At 52.8% G+C, this 16,751-nt stretch carries 14 protein-coding genes; 9 read left to right on the top strand and 5 right to left on the bottom strand.

The window, feature by feature from the left end; translation table 11 throughout:
- Nucleotides 1–447, bottom strand: coding sequence for a DUF4124 domain-containing protein (locus L9P87_RS12055; protein WP_237445002.1), 447 nt, complete (start codon nt 445–447; stop codon nt 1–3).
- Between the two features lie 547 nt (nt 448–994).
- Between L9P87_RS12055 and L9P87_RS12050 the strand changes: the two genes are divergently transcribed.
- Entirely contained in the window at nt 995–2,731 is a 1,737-nt protein-coding gene (locus L9P87_RS12050) for an acetolactate synthase 3 large subunit (RefSeq protein WP_237445470.1), read from the top strand.
- Nucleotides 2,731–3,222, top strand: coding sequence for an acetolactate synthase small subunit (gene ilvN, locus L9P87_RS12045; protein ID WP_237445001.1), 492 nt, complete (start codon nt 2,731–2,733; stop codon nt 3,220–3,222). Before L9P87_RS12050 ends, ilvN begins: the two co-directional genes overlap by 1 nt.
- A gap of 67 nt (nt 3,223–3,289) precedes the next feature.
- Here the strand turns inward: ilvN and dcd are convergent, their stop codons facing one another.
- The 3 genes from dcd to apbC all read right to left on the bottom strand — a co-directional run bounded on the left by dcd (nt 3,290) and on the right by apbC (nt 6,767).
- Nucleotides 3,290–3,859: a dCTP deaminase gene (gene dcd / locus L9P87_RS12040; protein WP_237445000.1), complete on the bottom strand. Its 570-nt coding sequence runs from the start codon at nt 3,857–3,859 to the stop codon at nt 3,290–3,292.
- Nucleotides 3,860–4,004: 145 nt separating this feature from the next.
- The gene (locus L9P87_RS12035; RefSeq protein ID WP_237444999.1) at nt 4,005–5,492 is read right to left on the bottom strand and encodes a cytochrome-c peroxidase; all 1,488 of its coding nucleotides are present in this window, start codon (nt 5,490–5,492) and stop codon (nt 4,005–4,007) included.
- Nucleotides 5,493–5,669: 177 nt separating this feature from the next.
- Nucleotides 5,670–6,767, bottom strand: coding sequence for an iron-sulfur cluster carrier protein ApbC (gene apbC, locus L9P87_RS12030; RefSeq protein ID WP_237444998.1), 1,098 nt, complete (start codon nt 6,765–6,767; stop codon nt 5,670–5,672).
- 325 nt (nt 6,768–7,092) lie between these two features.
- Here apbC and metG point away from each other — a divergent pair, with 325 nt between their 5' ends.
- The 7 genes from metG (at nt 7,093) to L9P87_RS11995 (ending at nt 15,530) form a co-directional block, all read left to right on the top strand.
- Nucleotides 7,093–9,135, top strand: a complete 2,043-nt coding sequence (gene metG, locus L9P87_RS12025; RefSeq protein ID WP_237444997.1) for a methionine--tRNA ligase — start codon at nt 7,093–7,095, stop codon at nt 9,133–9,135.
- A gap of 166 nt (nt 9,136–9,301) precedes the next feature.
- The gene (gene rsxA, locus L9P87_RS12020; RefSeq protein WP_237444996.1) at nt 9,302–9,880 is read left to right on the top strand and encodes an electron transport complex subunit RsxA; all 579 of its coding nucleotides are present in this window, start codon (nt 9,302–9,304) and stop codon (nt 9,878–9,880) included.
- A gap of 27 nt (nt 9,881–9,907) precedes the next feature.
- Nucleotides 9,908–10,522 carry an electron transport complex subunit RsxB gene (rsxB, locus tag L9P87_RS12015; protein WP_237444995.1) on the top strand — a complete coding sequence of 205 codons (615 nt, stop codon included), beginning with the start codon at nt 9,908–9,910 and terminating at the stop codon, nt 10,520–10,522.
- Nucleotides 10,519–13,134: an electron transport complex subunit RsxC gene (gene rsxC / locus L9P87_RS12010; protein ID WP_237444994.1), complete on the top strand. Its 2,616-nt coding sequence runs from the start codon at nt 10,519–10,521 to the stop codon at nt 13,132–13,134. The genes rsxB and rsxC overlap by 4 nt, the downstream gene beginning before the upstream one ends.
- A gap of 13 nt (nt 13,135–13,147) precedes the next feature.
- On the top strand, nt 13,148–14,179 hold the full coding sequence (gene rsxD, locus L9P87_RS12005; protein ID WP_237444993.1) for an electron transport complex subunit RsxD: 1,032 nt from the start codon (nt 13,148–13,150) through the stop codon (nt 14,177–14,179).
- A gap of 2 nt (nt 14,180–14,181) precedes the next feature.
- The gene (gene rsxG, locus L9P87_RS12000; protein WP_237444992.1) at nt 14,182–14,817 is read left to right on the top strand and encodes an electron transport complex subunit RsxG; all 636 of its coding nucleotides are present in this window, start codon (nt 14,182–14,184) and stop codon (nt 14,815–14,817) included.
- Complete coding sequence (locus L9P87_RS11995) at nt 14,817–15,530, top strand: electron transport complex subunit E (RefSeq protein ID WP_237444991.1); 714 nt, start codon at nt 14,817–14,819, stop codon at nt 15,528–15,530. Before rsxG ends, L9P87_RS11995 begins: the two co-directional genes overlap by 1 nt.
- 57 nt (nt 15,531–15,587) lie before the next feature.
- On the opposite strand, the gene L9P87_RS11990 is transcribed toward L9P87_RS11995, so the two are convergent.
- Nucleotides 15,588–16,736 (bottom strand): PilT/PilU family type 4a pilus ATPase, encoded by a 1,149-nt coding sequence (locus tag L9P87_RS11990; RefSeq protein ID WP_237444990.1) that lies wholly within the window; start codon nt 16,734–16,736, stop codon nt 15,588–15,590.
- Nucleotides 16,737–16,751 lie beyond the last annotated feature (15 nt).

The raw sequence follows: 16,751 nt of genomic DNA, 5'->3' as shown, positions 1-16,751 counted from the left end.
TTACTGACAATATGTCTTAATCGCCTCGCGGGCGTTATCCATCTCGCGTTTTTTGGCCGCATCATCGAGCACGTAGGGGTTACCGTCCTCATCACGCATGCGAATAATGCCGGGGCGCTGAACCAGCTCAAGATGCTTCTTGGCCTCGCCGCAGATTCGCTCCGCCTCACCGGGCTCCAAGCCGCTTTGCTGCTCTGGCTGCTGAGACTCCGTTGCCGCCTCACCTGTCGCGGCCGTATCTTCGGCCGCCGGGGTTCTTGGAATCACCTTGCCGGTATGGATATCCACCAACACTGCATCAGCGCCAGCTGGCGGGTGTTTGCCATAGTGAACGTTGCCGCTGGCATCGTTCCAGCGGTAATAGCTTTGTTTGGCGGCATAGGCTGACGATATGGACAATGACGTCAACATCAGTAAAAGGACTGCAGTAAGTAACGATCTGATCATGGAAGACTACCGGTTCAATTTATTATTGTGACAACACGCCTGTAACGAAGACGCAAACACCTGTTAGATAGAGAAAATAAGCTAATAGGCATTTTTTGATCGTCCACCATAGCCCAGACACTATTTTTTTACAATTGAGCCGGCGGCAATAATTGACAGAGTACACAGCTTGACGGACAATCGCGCAATGACTGATGTTAACGCTGACTGAGATGACCTCTCCGTGGCCAGTGAATAAAGCGTCAATAGCGCTAAAGACTTCAACACAGCCATCCCAAAGCAAACAGTACGCACCACATTCGTACTACTGCTTAGGTTCGACTACCCGTCAAACCTGGGTTAAACCCGAACAAAGAAGCCTGAATAACGAAGTAAACGCCTCTTTGTTGTAGCGATGCAGCTAACTCGGGTCATTAATAGGCCGTATAGCCACAAGCCATACGGAAATAAGCCATTCTATTCTTTGCCGCCGTAGGCCAAGAATTACTGTACCAAAGGTGCAACTGTGACAGAAGAAAACAAAACGGAAGTTCTTTCCGGCGGTCAGATGATCGCACGTGCGTTAGAAGATGAAGGTGTTGAGTTTATATTTGGCTACCCCGGCGGTGCCGTTCTCCACATCTATGATGCTCTCTATACCCACTGTAAAATTCCCCATATCTTGGTTCGCCATGAACAGGCTGCGACGCACGCCGCCGACGGTTACACCCGTGCCACCGGTAAGACCGGTCTGGTACTGGTCACCTCTGGCCCCGGCGCCACCAACGCCATTACCGGTATTGCCACCGCCTATATGGACTCGATCCCAATGGTGGTGCTGTCGGGTCAGGTCGCCAGCCATCTGATTGGTGGTGACGCCTTCCAGGAAACCGACATGGTGGGTATTTCTCGCCCGATTGTTAAGCACAGTTTCCTGGTCTCTAAGGCGGAAGACATTCCCGAGACAATTAAGAAGGCGTTTTACCTTGCCTCTTCCGGTCGCCCCGGCCCTGTGGTTATCGATTTACCAAAAGATATCACCAGCCCATTCGAGAAGTTTGATTACAACTACCCGAAAAAAGTTAAAATGCGCTCTTACACACCGGCGGCCCGCGGTCACTCTGGCCAGATCCGCAAAGCGGTTAATCTGATCAAAGAAGCCAAGCGTCCGGTTATCTACGCCGGTGGTGGCGTTATTCAGGGCAACAGCTCTGAGTTGCTGACCGAGTTAGTGAAAAAGCTTAAATTTCCCTGTACCACGACCTTGATGGGCCTGGGTGCTTTCCCCAGCAGCGATGATCAATGGCTGGGGATGCTGGGGATGCACGGCACCTACGAAGCCAACAATGCCATGCACCACAGCGACTTAATCGTTTGTATCGGCGCCCGCTTCGATGATCGGACCACCAACACGCCGAGCAAGTACTGCCCAACGGCCAAGATTATTCACGTCGATATCGACCCGGCCTCGATCTCCAAAACCATCAAAGCCGATATTCCTATCGTTGGCCCCGTCGACAATGTGCTGAAAGAAATGCTGTCGCAGATTGATGAGTTAACGGCCAAGGGTGAGTTCAACACCGATACCGACGCACTCGGTAACTGGTGGGATATGATTAATCAATGGCGCGACGAGTTCGGTATCTATACCGGCAACCGTTTCACCATTAATGAAAATGGCCTACTAAAGCCACAACAGGTTATCCAGTGTCTGTACAACCTCACCAAGGATGACGATTTTTACCTGTCGTCCGATGTTGGTCAACACCAAATGTTTGCCGCCCAATACTACAAGTTTGACAAGCCACGTCGCTGGTTAAACTCCGGTGGACTCGGCACCATGGGCTTTGGCCTGCCGGCGGCAATGGGGGCTAAGCTTGCCTATCCTGATGCCACTGTAGGCTGTGTCACCGGTGAAGGTAGCATCCAGATGAACATTCAGGAGCTATCAACCTGTACGCAATACAACTTGCCAGTGAAGATTTTCAATCTCAACAACCAGTCTCTTGGTATGGTTCGTCAGTGGCAGGAAATGCAATACGATGAGCGCTTAAGCGCCTCTGTTAGCTACGCCGACTCACTGCCAGACTTCGTTAAATTGGTCGAGTCATACGGTCATGTTGGCATGGTGGTAAAACACGCCGACGAGCTGGAAGAGAAAATGAAAGAAGCGCTAAGCCTGAAAGACCGCCTAGTGTTTATGGACATTTACACCGACACCAAAGAACACGTCTACCCGATGTTGATCGCACCAGATGGTTCTATGCGCGATATGCTGCTGAGCAAAACGGAGCGTACTCAATAATGAAACGTATTATCTCTTTGTTAATGGAAAACGAACCCGGCGCTCTGTCTCGTGTTGTCGGTCTGTTCTCGCAACGTGGCTATAACATCGAAACCTTGACCGTGGCACCCACCGAAGATGAGACCCTGTCTCGTCTGACGTTAACCACGATTGGCGATGATCACAAGATCGAACAGATTACCAAGCACCTCAACCGTTTGGTCGATGTGGTGAAGCTGGTTGATCTCACCGAGGGCAGCTATATCGCCCGCGAGATCATGCTGGTCAAGGTCAAGGCCACTGGTGCTCAGCGCGCCGAAGTTAAACGCTGCTGCGATATTTTCCGTGGTCAAATTGTTGATGTCAGCGCCACGGTTTACACCATGCAAATCACCGGTGATCAAGAGAAGCACAACGCCTTCTTGCAGGCGGTTGGCGATGCCAATATCTTGGAAGTCGTGCGCAGTGGTGTCTCTGGTATGGCCCGTGGCGAAAAAGTACTGTCACTGTAAGACAGGCTTTTTCTCAACCATAAAAAAACCCGCTGCTGCGGGTTTTTTTATGTCTGCCTGTGGTCGTTTAGGTCTTGGGTAAGGTCACACCGGTCTGCCCCTGGTATTTGCCAGCACGATCCGCGTAGCTGGTTTCACACACCTCATCCGATTCAAAGAACAACATCTGCGCCACACCTTCGTTGGCATAGATTTTCGCCGGCAGCGTCGTGGTATTAGAGAATTCCAAGGTGACATGGCCTTCCCACTCAGGCTCAAGCGGCGTCACGTTAACGATGATGCCACAACGGGCGTAAGTCGATTTACCCAGGCAAATCGTCAGTACATTGCGCGGAATCTTGAAGTACTCAACAGTGCGCGCCAAAGCAAATGAGTTAGGCGGAATAATACAATATTCCCCCTTAACATCGACAAAGGCTTGCTCATCGAAGTTCTTAGGATCGACCACAGCCGAGTGTATATTGGTAAATACTTTGAATTCGTTAGAGCAACGGACATCATAGCCGTAACTTGAAGTTCCGTAGGAAATCAGTCTTTCACCATCCTCGTGATGGCGAACTTGGCCAGGCTCGAAGGGGTTAAGCATGTCCTGCTCTTCGGCCATACGGCGAATCCATTTATCGGATTTAATACTCATAGCGTCATCTCGTGGCATTCAGCACTGATCAACGACAGCGCTCTGAAAAATTAGCAGAAAATAATAGCGGTTTCAGTCACCAAAAGCTACATCCGGATTGACATGTTACACCATTATCACTCCCCAGAGCGCTGGGCGAAAGCTCTTACAAGCCCTCGCCAGCCGCATCGATTGCCAGCAATACCAAATCATCCTGTCCCGTCTCGCCCGGTTCGACAATCCAAGGCGACATACACGCCCGATTATTTACACAGGGGTCAGTCAGCGCTTGCAAAAATGCCACCAGGTTGGCGACATCCTCGTCGTTATAGGCAACTTTGCGCTGCACCTTTGCCACCCCCGCTTGACGCTGCGCCAACAATTGTTGCAGGGCAAAGTCTGTGTTGATCAGGGTGTCGGCAACCGGTATCGATGGGTCAAGCTGATCAAAGTCAAAATTCGCCACCGCCTGCTCTGGGTCTAACATATGCTCTACCGTGGCCGCCAATGAGGTGTAAGCACCGGCGTGACCCCAGGGGCCAGTCACAGCAACATTGAGTAATGTCGGGGTTCTAAAACGGTATTTATCCTGTTCTTCACCGGTCTCCCGATAGCGACCAAAGTCATCGTTGCCGGTAACACCGTTGCTATCGCCCTTGCCACGACCTATTTGCGGTGTCGCCAACACATGAAATTGCTCGTCGGTGAAGAAGTCACCACTGTGACAACCCCCGCAGCCGGCCCCTCCCTCATCGACCGGCTGGAAGAACAGCAATGCCCCTTCTACCGCCGCAGTACTCAACGCCTGGCTGTCCCCCTCTACAAAGGCTCGCCAAGGCGTATCGACAAAAACCTGTGAGTTCTCATATGCAGCAATCGCCTCGGCAATGCGCGCATAGGTAATCTCGTCGGAGCCATACACGGCGGCAAACTCCGCCGGCCAACCGGCCAACCCCTGCAACTTAAGCGACAGGCCCCGACGCACCGCTTGATTATCGTTGTCGGCCTCAAAGATAAACCCCCGCATCTCCTCGGCTGACGTCACGGGAAAGCGCGCCTGAGCGACGGTGAGATTATTGCCGGCCTCAGGGTCTATCTCGCCAAAGGCGACATCCGGTGTTCTGATGCCGAGACCATCGGCGCCATTGAGCAGGGCTGTTTTACCGACACTCTCTACCCGACCATCGAGGAATAATACCGCATCCCACAACGCTATATTGAATGTGGTTGGCGCATTGCGCGGCACCGTTGGGCCACCGTCAAAATGCGGCGCCGTGCTGCTGTGCAAGCGCCCCTGCCCCAGTAAATCGGCATCTACTGCCCCAACACCTATCGACAGCGATAAATTATCACCACCACCAAGCATCGGGTGATGGCAGCTGACACAGGCCGCATCTGAATCGCCACCCAGCGCCTTGGTGAAAAAAAGTTTCTTGCCCAGCTGAGCCTTGGCATCATTAATACTGGGCAAAACTCTGCCGACAGTGGGGTCGCCAACCAAGCCCTGGTCGGTGATAAGCTGGGACAATTGGGCGCTTGCCACGTCTTGCTCGGCATCCCGCCCATTATCATCACAACCACTTACAGCCGCAAGTAACAGCAACGCCGCCACTCTATAGAGCGGCATGATGACGCCGCATCGAAAAAAAGCCATCGATAATCCCTTATATTTTTTTGTTATCTGTCGCGAAATAAATCCACTGGTGATTATATCCGGACATCCCCGACGATCTAACCACTCAAGCTAGGGGGGGGGTAAGTAAAATGGCGAAAAAAAAGCCTCATAATATGAGGCTTTTCTGCTGAACACGCTAACAACACATGTGTTTAGTTAGTCGTTAGTCATCTCAATATTGGGGAAGATCGCCGCCCCGCCCATCGCCTTAAGAGAAACCTGCGCCGCCATTTTACGGGCGATCTCACGATAAATAGCGGCAATGTCGCCATCCGGCTCAGCCACCACACTCGGCTTGCCCTCGTCAGTCTGCTGACGAATGGTTAAATTCAATGGCAGAGCACCCATCATTTCAACACCGTATTCCTCGGCGATACGCTCACCACCGCCGTCACCGAAGATATGCTCGCTATGACCACACTGACTGCAGGTATGCACCGCCATGTTCTCCACCACACCGAGCACGGGGACGCCGACCTTATGGAACATTTCGATGCCCTTCTTGGCATCCAGCAGCGCGATATCCTGAGGTGTGGTCACGATCACCGCACCGGTTACCGGTACTTTTTGCGCCAGTGTCAGCTGAATATCCCCTGTTCCCGGCGGCATATCGATAATCAAGTAATCAATATCCCCCCAGGCTGTCTGGCTTAACAACTGGACTAGAGCACCACTGGCCATCGGCCCGCGCCAGACCATTGGGGTATTCTCGGTGACCAGATACGCCATCGACATACTGGCAATACCGTAGGCTGAGATCGGCTGCATAAATTGCACACCGTGTTGTTGCGGGCGGGTGCCATCGGCAATACCCAGCATCAATTGCTGACTGGGACCATAGATATCGGCATCTAAAATACCAACTTTCGCACCTTCGGCAGCCAGTGCCAATGCCAGGTTAACGGAAGTTGTTGACTTGCCGACGCCGCCCTTGCCGGAGGCGACGGCAATAATATTCTTTACCCCATCGATGCGCTGCGCCTCAGATTGCACCTGCGCCACATCCACCTGCCAGTCAAAATTCACCCGCACTGTTTCAATATTTGGCAACTGCAACAGAGTATCGGTGACCAACTGACTAAAACTTTGCTTAATACCCGCGGCGGGGTAGCCCAAGATGATCGTCACCGTGACCTGGTCACCACGAATATCGATATGCTTCACCGCACCACTGCTTACTAAACCGCGATGTAAATAAGGGTCGGCCAATTGCTCTAATGCCGCCTCAACAAATGCCTGATCCAATGCCGTCATAATTTCTCCGTATAATGAAAATCCGTGGCCCGAGAAACTGCAAGAAATCGGTTCACAATTAGAAACTTCAAGTCTTAATTTATAGACTTATGGCAAAAATGCGAGCAACTATGTGAAACAGAGGCCAATAAGTCAACTCAATTTCCACGACACCACAGCCAATAGGTGATTTTTTGCTGCAGTACCGCTAAAATGGCCGGCAATTTTTAACCGTTTTCAATGGTAATACCCGCCAGCGCCGACAAAAACGTCCGCCGAAGCGACTTTATTGCTTATTTTTTGCGCTGCCAGACCAATCGGCGCTCACAACGACACGAGAGTTTTCATGGCCGACAGCAGAGATATCCTAGTCACCAGCGCCCTACCCTACGCCAATGGTTCGCTTCATCTGGGCCATTTGCTGGAAACAATCCAAACTGATATTTGGGTGCGTTTTCAGAAAGCGCAACAACACAACTGCCTGTATGTCTGCGCCGATGACGCCCACGGCACCGCTATTATGCTCAAGGCAGAGCAGCAGGGCATTACGCCTGAGCAGCTGATCGAGAAAATTCGCAGCGAGCACATGGCCGACTTGGACGGTTTCCTGGTTGAATTCAACAACTATCACTCGACGCACAGCGAAGAGAACCGCGAGATCAGCGCCGAGATCTATACCCGCCTGCGTGACAACGGCCATATTGCCAGCCGCGAGATCAGCCAGCTCTTCGATCCGGAAAAAGAAATTTTCCTCGCCGACCGCTATGTTAAAGGCACCTGCCCCAAGTGTAAGGCCGAAGACCAATACGGCGACAACTGTGAAGTGTGCTCAGCCACCTATAGCCCCCGCGACCTGATCAATCCGTTCTCCACCATCTCCGGGGCCACCCCAGTGGAAAAACAATCCACCCACTTCTTCTTCAAGCTGCCTGAATTCCAGGACATGCTCAAGGAGTGGACGACCAGTGGCACACTTCAGCCACAAATCGCCAATAAACTGGGCGAATGGTTAGAGGCCGGGCTGCAGGAGTGGGACATTTCCCGTGACGCACCCTATTTTGGCTTCGAAATTCCCGGAGAGCCCGGAAAATACTTCTATGTTTGGCTGGATGCCCCCATCGGCTACATGGCCAGTTTTAAGCATTACTGCGATAACAATAATGTGAATTTCGATGATTACTGGGGCAAAGAAGCCACCAGCGAGCTCTACCACTTCATCGGCAAAGATATTATTAATTTCCACGGTCTGTTCTGGCCGGCGATGCTGGAATCCAGTGGTTTCCGCACACCAACAGCCGTTTATGCCCACGGATTTCTGACCGTCAACGGCGCCAAGATGTCCAAGTCTCGCGGCACGTTTATCACCGCCAGAACCTATCTTGACCACTTAGACCCCGAATACCTGCGCTATTACTTCGCCGCCAAACTGACATCACAGGTGGATGACATCGACTTAAACCTCGAAGATTTCATCGCCCGCGTCAACTCGGATCTGGTCGGTAAAGTTGTCAACATCGCCAGCCGCAGCGCCAAATTCATCACCAAGGGCAATGACGGCATGATGGCCGACACCCTACACAACCCCGCGCTGTTCGAGCATGCCGTGGCCAAGGGCAGCGAAATCGCCGCTTACTACGCCAGCCGTGAATACAGCAAGGCGATGCGTGAAATCATGGCTATTGCCGATGCTACCAACGAGTATTTTGATAGCTGTGAGCCGTGGAAACTGGCCAAGACAGAGGGCAAGGAACAGGCCGTTATCGATGTGGCCAGCCAGTGCATCAACCTATTTAAGCTGATTGTTACCTACTTAAAACCGGTACTACCGAACACCGCCGCCAAAGCCGCTGCCTTTCTTAACGCCCCCCTGGATTGGCCGACGGATCAGCAGCCACTGCTTAGTCACCAGATTAACAAGTTCAAACCTCTGATGACCCGTGTCGATAAAGACAAGGTCGACGCCATGGTAGATGCCCAAGCAAAGGCGCTGGCCAAAGAGCAGAAAGCGGCAAGCAAGAACAAGCCCAAGACTAAAACCGCCAGCAGCATCGAGCCTTTAGCCGCCGAGATCAGCTTCGACGATTTCATCAAAACCGACCTGCGAGTGGCCAAGATAGTTAAGGCTGAACACGTGGAGGGCGCAAAAAAATTGCTCAAACTAACCCTGGATATTGGCCTTGACGATACGCGTCAGGTATTCTCTGGCATCAAATCGCAGTATCAACCCGAAGACTTGGAAGGCCGACTCACCGTCATGGTGGCTAATTTGGCCCCTCGGAAGATGAAATTTGGTCTGTCAGAGGGTATGGTCTTGGCGGCGGCCGATGGCAACGGTATTTATTTACTCGAGCCACACAGCGGCGCCACACCTGGCCTACGGGTTACATAGAGCGATAAATAATAAATATAATATACTGCTGGCTAACCCCCACGGTATCGCCTCTGCAACACTTCAGCCCTTGTGCAAAGGGCTAAGTCATGCAAAAAGGCCAAGACAATAAAAACAAGCTCCGTTAAACTAACGGTTATTAGTTACTCTATTTTGGAATGGATCGATGATTGCAGACTATGCAATGCTGTTAGTCGGCGCAGTACTGGTGAACAACTTTGTTCTGGTGCAGTTTTTGGGATTATGTCCCTTTATGGGGGTCTCCAATAAACTGGAGACCGCCACTGGTATGTCGGCGGCGACGACCTTTGTGCTGACCCTCGCCTCGGTCTGCAGTTACCTGACCTTCAACTATATCCTCGTACCACTCGGCCTAGAATATCTGCGCACCATCGCCTTTATTCTGGTCATTGCCGTGGTGGTTCAGTTCACCGAAATGGTGGTACGCAAAACCAGCCCACTTTTACACAAGGTACTGGGGGTGTTTTTACCCTTGATTACCACCAACTGTGCGGTACTGGGCGTCGCCCTGTTGAATATCAACAAGCAACACAGCTTTCTCGAATCGGCGCTGTATGGCTTTGGCGCCGCCGTTGGCTTCTCATTGGTCTTGGTTCTATTTGCCGCCATGCGAGAAAGGCTGACCGTTGCCGACGTGCCCGAACCTTTCCAAGGCGCCTCTATTGGCATGATTACGGCCGGCCTAATGTCGCTGGCGTTTATGGGCTTTGCCGGCCTTGTTTAATACCGAATTTATAGTTTAGGAGTAAGCATGTTAGAGCTTATCGCCGCCAACCCGTTTATTGCAGCTCTCGTCGCCCTGGTTTCGCTCGGCGTTATCTTTGGCGCCATTCTCGGTTTTGCCTCTGTCCGGTTTGCCACCGAGGGCAACCCCATCTCAGAGCAAATCAATGAGATCCTGCCGCAGACCCAGTGCGGACAATGCGGCTTTCCCGGTTGTCGCCCTTATGCCGAGGCTATTGCTGACGGCGAGTTAATTAACAAGTGTCCCCCCGGTGGCGAGACGGTTATCGCCCAGCTGGCCGATTTACTCGATGTCGAAGCTCTGCCCCTCGACGCTGAACACGGTGTCGAGGCGGTCAAGACCTTTGCCTACATCCGCGAGGATGAATGTATCGGCTGTACCAAGTGTATTCAGGCCTGCCCAGTCGACGCCATCCTCGGTGCAGCCAAGCAAATGCATACTGTGATTACCAGCGAATGTACCGGCTGCGACCTGTGTGTCGAGCCCTGCCCTGTCGACTGTATCGACATGGTGCCACAACCAATCAATACCCAAAACTGGGCCTGGGATCTTCCAGGCGAAGGTTATGACATTATTGCCAGCGATAGAAAAACGCCTACTCATGGAGATGTTGCCGCATGAGCCGCCGTATTTATGATATTCCGGGGGGCATTCACCCCGCCGAGAATAAAAGCCAATCATTAAAAAATCCCATTAAAAATGCCGGTATTCCTGCACAAATCGTGCTGCCGTTATCACAACACATTGGCGCCCCGGCCAAACCAATCGTCACCGTTGGCGAGCGAGTCTTGAAGGGACAGGTCATTGCCGAGGCCAACGGCTTCGTCTCTGTGCCCGTACACGCCTCTACCTCCGGCACGGTTATCGCCATCGAAACACGACCCATTACGCATTTCTCGGGCTTAGAAGCCCCCTGCATTATTATCGACACCGATGGTGCCGATGAATGGGTAGAACATCAGGGCGTCGATGATTATCGCCAGCTCGATAAGCAGCAACTACTCAATCTCATTCGTAATGCTGGCATTGCCGGTATGGGCGGCGCGGGTTTCCCCTCGTCAATCAAGCTGGCCGGCCACCCCGACAAGCCCATTGCCACACTGATCATCAATGCCACAGAATGCGAACCGTATATTACCGCCGATGACATGCTGATTCGTGAGCGAGCCGAGCAGGTCGTCGCCGGCGTGCAAATATTGCAGCACCTGGTTTCACCAACCAGCGAAACCCTGATCGGTATCGAGGACAACAAGCCCGAGGCTATTGAGATTCTGCGCCAGGCTTGTCAGAACACCACCATCGAGGTCGTCAGTTTGCCCACCAAATATCCCTCGGGCGGTGAAAAACAGCTGATTCAAATACTGACCGGCAAAGAAGTCCCCAGTGGCAAGCTGCCCGCCGACATTGGCGTCGTACTGCAAAATATCGGCACCGCCACGGCTATTTATCGCGCCGTCACACACGGCGAACCACTGATTGAGCGTATAACCACGGTCACCGGCGAAGCCATCGAGACACCGCAGAACTATCAAGTACTACTGGGCACCCCGGCGAATTATTTGCTCGAAAAGTGTGCCTTCGATATTCGCCAGGCATCCCAGCTGATTATCGGTGGCCCGATGATGGGTATTGCGGTCAATAACACCGATGTGCCCGTGGTGAAAACCACCAACTGCATTCTTGCACCCACCGCCGCTGAAATTGCACCGCCGACCCCGGCTCAGGCCTGTATACGATGCGGCACCTGCGCCAATGCCTGCCCTGCTGGTCTGTTACCGCAGCAGCTTTACTGGTTCTCCCGCGCCAAAGAAAATGAAAAACTAGAGGAGCACAATCTCGCCGACTGTATCGAGTGTGGTTGCTGCACCTATGTCTGCCCCAGTAATATCCCTCTGGTGCAGTACTACCGCGCCTCCAAGGCTGCAATTCGCACTGCCAAGGCCGAGGCCGATAAATCAGAGCACGCCAAGCAACGCTTCGAAGCGCGCGAGGCCCGCATTGAGCAGGTCAACGCCGAGAAAGAGGCCAAGCGCGCCGCCCGTGCCGCCGCCGCCAAAGAAGCCGCCGCCAAGAAGGCCGCTGCAGCACAAAGCGCTGAAGCAACCCCGAGCAGTGACGGCAAGGCAGACGTTATCGCCGCCGCCCTGGCACGCACCGCCGCCAAGAAAGCCACGACGACCGGTGACCCCGTGCAGGATGCCATCGAACGCGCCAAGGCCAAACGTGCCGGTGGTGCCAGCGAAGAATCTGCCGAGGATAAGCTGGCCAAGCTAGAGAAACGCTTGGACAACGCCAAAAACAAATTAGCCGCCGCCATCGAAGCCGGTAATGACAATATCGACGCCTTTAAAACAGGTGTTGAAAAGAGTCAGGCCAAGGTCGACGAGGCCAGAGCCGCCGTTGCCGCCGAGCAAAAAGCAGCGCCAGTCGAAGACAACAGCGTCGACTTAAGCGACCCTGTCGCCGCCGCCATTGCCAAGGCGCAGAATAAGCGCGCCGGCGGCGCCAGCGAAGAATCTGCCGAAGACAAGCTGGCCAAACTGGAAAAACGCTTGGAAAACGCCAACAACAAATTAGCCGCCGCCATCGAAGCCGGTAATGACAATATCGATGCCTTTAAAACAGGTGTTGAAAAGAGTCAGGCCAAGGTCGACGAGGCCAGAGCCGCCGTTGCCGCCGAGCAAAAAGCAGCGCCAGTCGAAGACAACAGTGTCGACTTAAGCGACCCTGTCGCCGCCGCCATCGCCAAGGCACAGGCAAAACGTGCTGGTGGGGCCACCGCTGAAAGCATTGACGACAAGGTCGCCAAGCTCGAAACACGACTGGCCAAAGCACAGCAAAAATTAGCTGCAGCCGAGGCTGAGGGTAACGACAATATCGACGCCTTCAAAACCGGCGTCGAAAAGAGCCAAGAAAAGCTCGACGCCGCCAAACTTGAGCAGGCTAAGACACGTCCAGCCAGCGAAGCACCGACAGCACCTAAGGCTGCTGCTGATGATGACCCTGTCGCCGCAGCTATCGCCAAGGCCCAGGCTAAGCGCGCAGGCGCCAGTGTCGCTGAAACACCGGAACAACAGGTCGCCAAATTGCGCAAGCGCTTAACCATGGCCGAAGACAAATTACGTGCCGCCGAGGCTGAGGGCTCCGATAAGCTTGAAGCCTTCCAAGCCGGTGTCGACAAACTGCAAAGCAAACTCCGCGAGGCTGAAGCGGCGTTGGCAGAATCAGAATAATAGCGAGTATTACATGGCCTTTTTAAAAGCGAGCTCTCCGCACGGACACGCCGCTAACAGTACCAACCAGTTTATGCGATTGGTGATTCTAGCCACCCTACCCGGTGTGGCCGTTCTCACTTATTTCTTTGGTTTTGGCACGCTGGTGAATATTCTTTGGGCTTCGGTTGTCGCCCTCAGCTGCGAAGCCCTTATCCTCAGTATTCGAAAACGCCCCGTTGGCTTTTACCTCAACGATGGCAGCGCCCTGGTTACTGCTTTTTTAATCGGTATTGCACTGCCACCTTACGCGCCTTGGTGGCTGGTATTAGTGGGAACGGCATTCGCTATTGTTATCTGTAAACAGCTCTACGGCGGCATGGGCTATAACCCGTTCAACCCTGCCATGGCAGCCTATGTTGTACTGTTAATTTCCTTTCCAGTACAGATGACCTCCTGGGCCGCACCAGTCGCCCTGGTTGATGGCACCGTACCGACACTGATCGAGGCCTTTAAACTCAATTTTGGCTTAATGCCTGCTTTCGATGGCATCACCATGGCGACACCGTTGGATGTAATGAAGCAAAGCAAGGGGCTAAGCATCGATGAGCTCTGGGCGGCAAACCCACAGTTTGGCCATGTTGGCGGCTTGGGCTGGGAATGGGTCAATATCGCCTTCCTCGCCGGCGGCCTCTACTTACTTTACAAGAAAGTATTCACCTGGCACGCCCCCGTCGCAATGTTATCGGCATTGGCACTGATGGCCGCTATTTTTTACGATGGCGGCAGCTCCAACTCTGGCGGTTCTCCGCTTTACCACTTAACCACTGGCGCAACAATGTTTGCGGCTTTCTTTATCATTACCGACCCAGTGACCTCCGCCGTCAGCCTCCGTGGCCGTGTTATTTATGGCGCTCTGATCGGTATTTTGGTTTACATTATCCGCACCTGGGGTAACTACCCTGACGCCTTTGCCTTCTCTGTCTTGCTAATGAACTTTGCCGCACCCTTTATCGATACCGTGAGCCAGCCGCGTACCTATGGCCATAACAAGGGGGCTAAGTAACTATGTTAGCTAAAGTAATTGCCAGAAACGCCATGGCACTCGGCGCCTTTGCCATTATTACCACCGGCGCCATTGCGGCGACGTATCTAGGCACCAAGGATCGTATTGCGGTTGAGGAACGCGCCGCGCAGGCTCGCGCCCTTACCGAAATCATTACCGATGACCAACATAATAACTCGATGCTCGATGAGACTGTCATGCTTGACGACAACAGTTTGCTCGGCCTGAAACAAGCCAAGCCCGCGTTTATCGCTCGCTTAGACGGCGAATTTGTCGCTGCAATTCTTCCGGCGATCGCCCCCGATGGTTACAGTGGGGATATTCAATTGATTACCGGTATCTACGCCGACGGCTCCGTCGCAGGCGTGCGGGTATTAGTGCACAACGAGACTCCAGGCCTCGGTGACAAAGCCGACCGCAAGAAGAGTGACTGGGTCGATGGATTTGCCGGCCGCTCACTGGGCAACCCTGGCATTGAACAGTGGACGGTGAAAAAAGACCGCGGCGAGTTTGACCAGTTTACCGGCGCAACGATTACCCCCCGCGCCATTACCAAGGCTGTTGCCCGTTCATTAGAATACTTCGAGGCCAACAAGGCTTTATTCATCACCGATCAAGCACAAGGTGAGCAACAATAATGAGTACTGCAAGCTATAAAGAAATCTCAGTCAACGGGCTGTGGAAAAACAACCCAGCCCTGGTTCAGCTATTAGGCCTGTGCCCTCTGCTGGCTGTTACCGGCTCTGTGGTCAACGCGTTAGGCTTAGGCTTGGCGACTATGATGGTCTTAATCTGCTCCAATATTGCCGTTTCACTGATCCGCAACCTGGTCTCCGATGCGATCCGGCTACCGGCTTTCGTGATGATTATCGCCTCTTTTACCACCTGTATTGAGCTGCTGATGAAGGCCTATGCCTTCGAGCTTTATCAGATCTTGGGTATTTTCATTCCGCTGATTATCACCAACTGCTCGATACTGGGTCGCGCCGACGCCTTTGCCAGCAAGAACGCAATACTGCCGTCAGCCGTCGATGGTCTGACCATGGGGCTTGGCTTTGCCGCCGTACTGGCAGTATTAGGGGGGATGCGTGAGGTTATTGGCTCGGGCACACTGTTTGCCAACATGGACTTATTGTTTGGCGCCAGCGCCAAGGCATGGAAAATTGTTGTCTTCACTGACTATCCCGGCTTTCTAGTCGCGATTCTGCCACCGGGAGCCTTCCTGTTCACCGGCCTGTTAATAGCCCTTAAGAACATGATCGACGGCATTATTAAGGCCCGCGAAGAACGCAGTAAATCACCGGTCGTCGCCGGCAGCAAACGTGCACGTGTGACCGGAAAAATCAGCTAACTCTGCTGACGCTTATCGACAGCAACGTTACCGCTGCTGTCGATAAGCCATTGAAGACTAGGCGAAAGCCTCGTCCTCATCCAGCATCTCATGCTCTTCCAGACTGAGGCTAAATCCTCCCTCTTTATCATTTTGACCCGCTACCACACCCGCTGCCAGCTTGATTTTCAAACGAAGATTGTTCGCTGAATCGGCATTCTTTAAAGCCTCATCGAGACTGATACGCCCCTCTTGATACAGGCTAAGCAATGCCATATCAAAGGTTTGCATACCGGCGGAGGCAGATTTTTCCATCGTCGCCTTAATATTTTCAAACTCTCCCTTGAGAATTTGATCGGCAATGGTTGGCGTACCCGTCAACACCTCGACCGCCGCGCAGCGCTTGCCATCGGTAGTCGGTACCAGTCGCTGACAGACAAAACCACGTAAATTACTCGATAAATCCATTAACAATTGGTTGCGACGCTCTTCCGGGAAGAAGTTGATAATACGATCCAGCGCCTGGTTGGCACTGTTGGCATGCAGCGTCGAGATGGCCAGGTGGCCGGTCTCGGCAAAGGCCAGCGCATGTTCCATGGTTTCTCTGTCACGGATCTCACCAATCAGAATAACGTCGGGCGCCTGGCGCAGAGTCTGCTTCAAAGCAGCCTGAAAGCTATGGGTATCAACACCCACCTCACGCTGATTGACAATACTCTTCTTATGGCGATGAACGTATTCAATAGGGTCTTCGATGGTGATGATATGGCCGCCGGTGTTGCTGTTCCGATGATCGATCAGCGCCGCCAACGAGGTCGATTTTCCCGATCCAGTACCACCAACAAATAACACCAGGCCACGCTTGGCCATGACCAGTTCTTTGAGAACCGATGGTAGCTTTAGCTCAGCAAATGAGGGAATTTCAGCCTTAATGTTTCGCGCAACAATCGAGAACTCATTGCGCTGTCGAAAGATATTGATCCGGAAACGGGCAACACCGGGAATCGATATCGCCAAATTCATCTCAAGTTCCTGTTCAAACTCCTTGCGCTGATCAGGGTCCATGACGTCGTAGGCAATGTCTTTGATCTCACCAGGAGTCATTATTTTCTTTTCTAACGGCTTCAGCACGCCTTGAAACTTGGCACAAGGTGGTGCCCCGGTGCTCAAATAAAGATCCGATCCATCATTCTTGGCAAGAATGGTTAAATAGTCGTTAAACGTCATCTCGGTACTGCCTTA

The sequence above is a fragment of the Sinobacterium norvegicum genome (assembly GCF_923077115.1).
Taxonomy (GTDB): Bacteria; Pseudomonadota; Gammaproteobacteria; order Pseudomonadales; family Sinobacteriaceae; genus Sinobacterium; species Sinobacterium norvegicum.
Note: the sequence above shows the minus strand (reverse complement) of the source record. Positions and strands in the feature narration are given on the sequence as shown.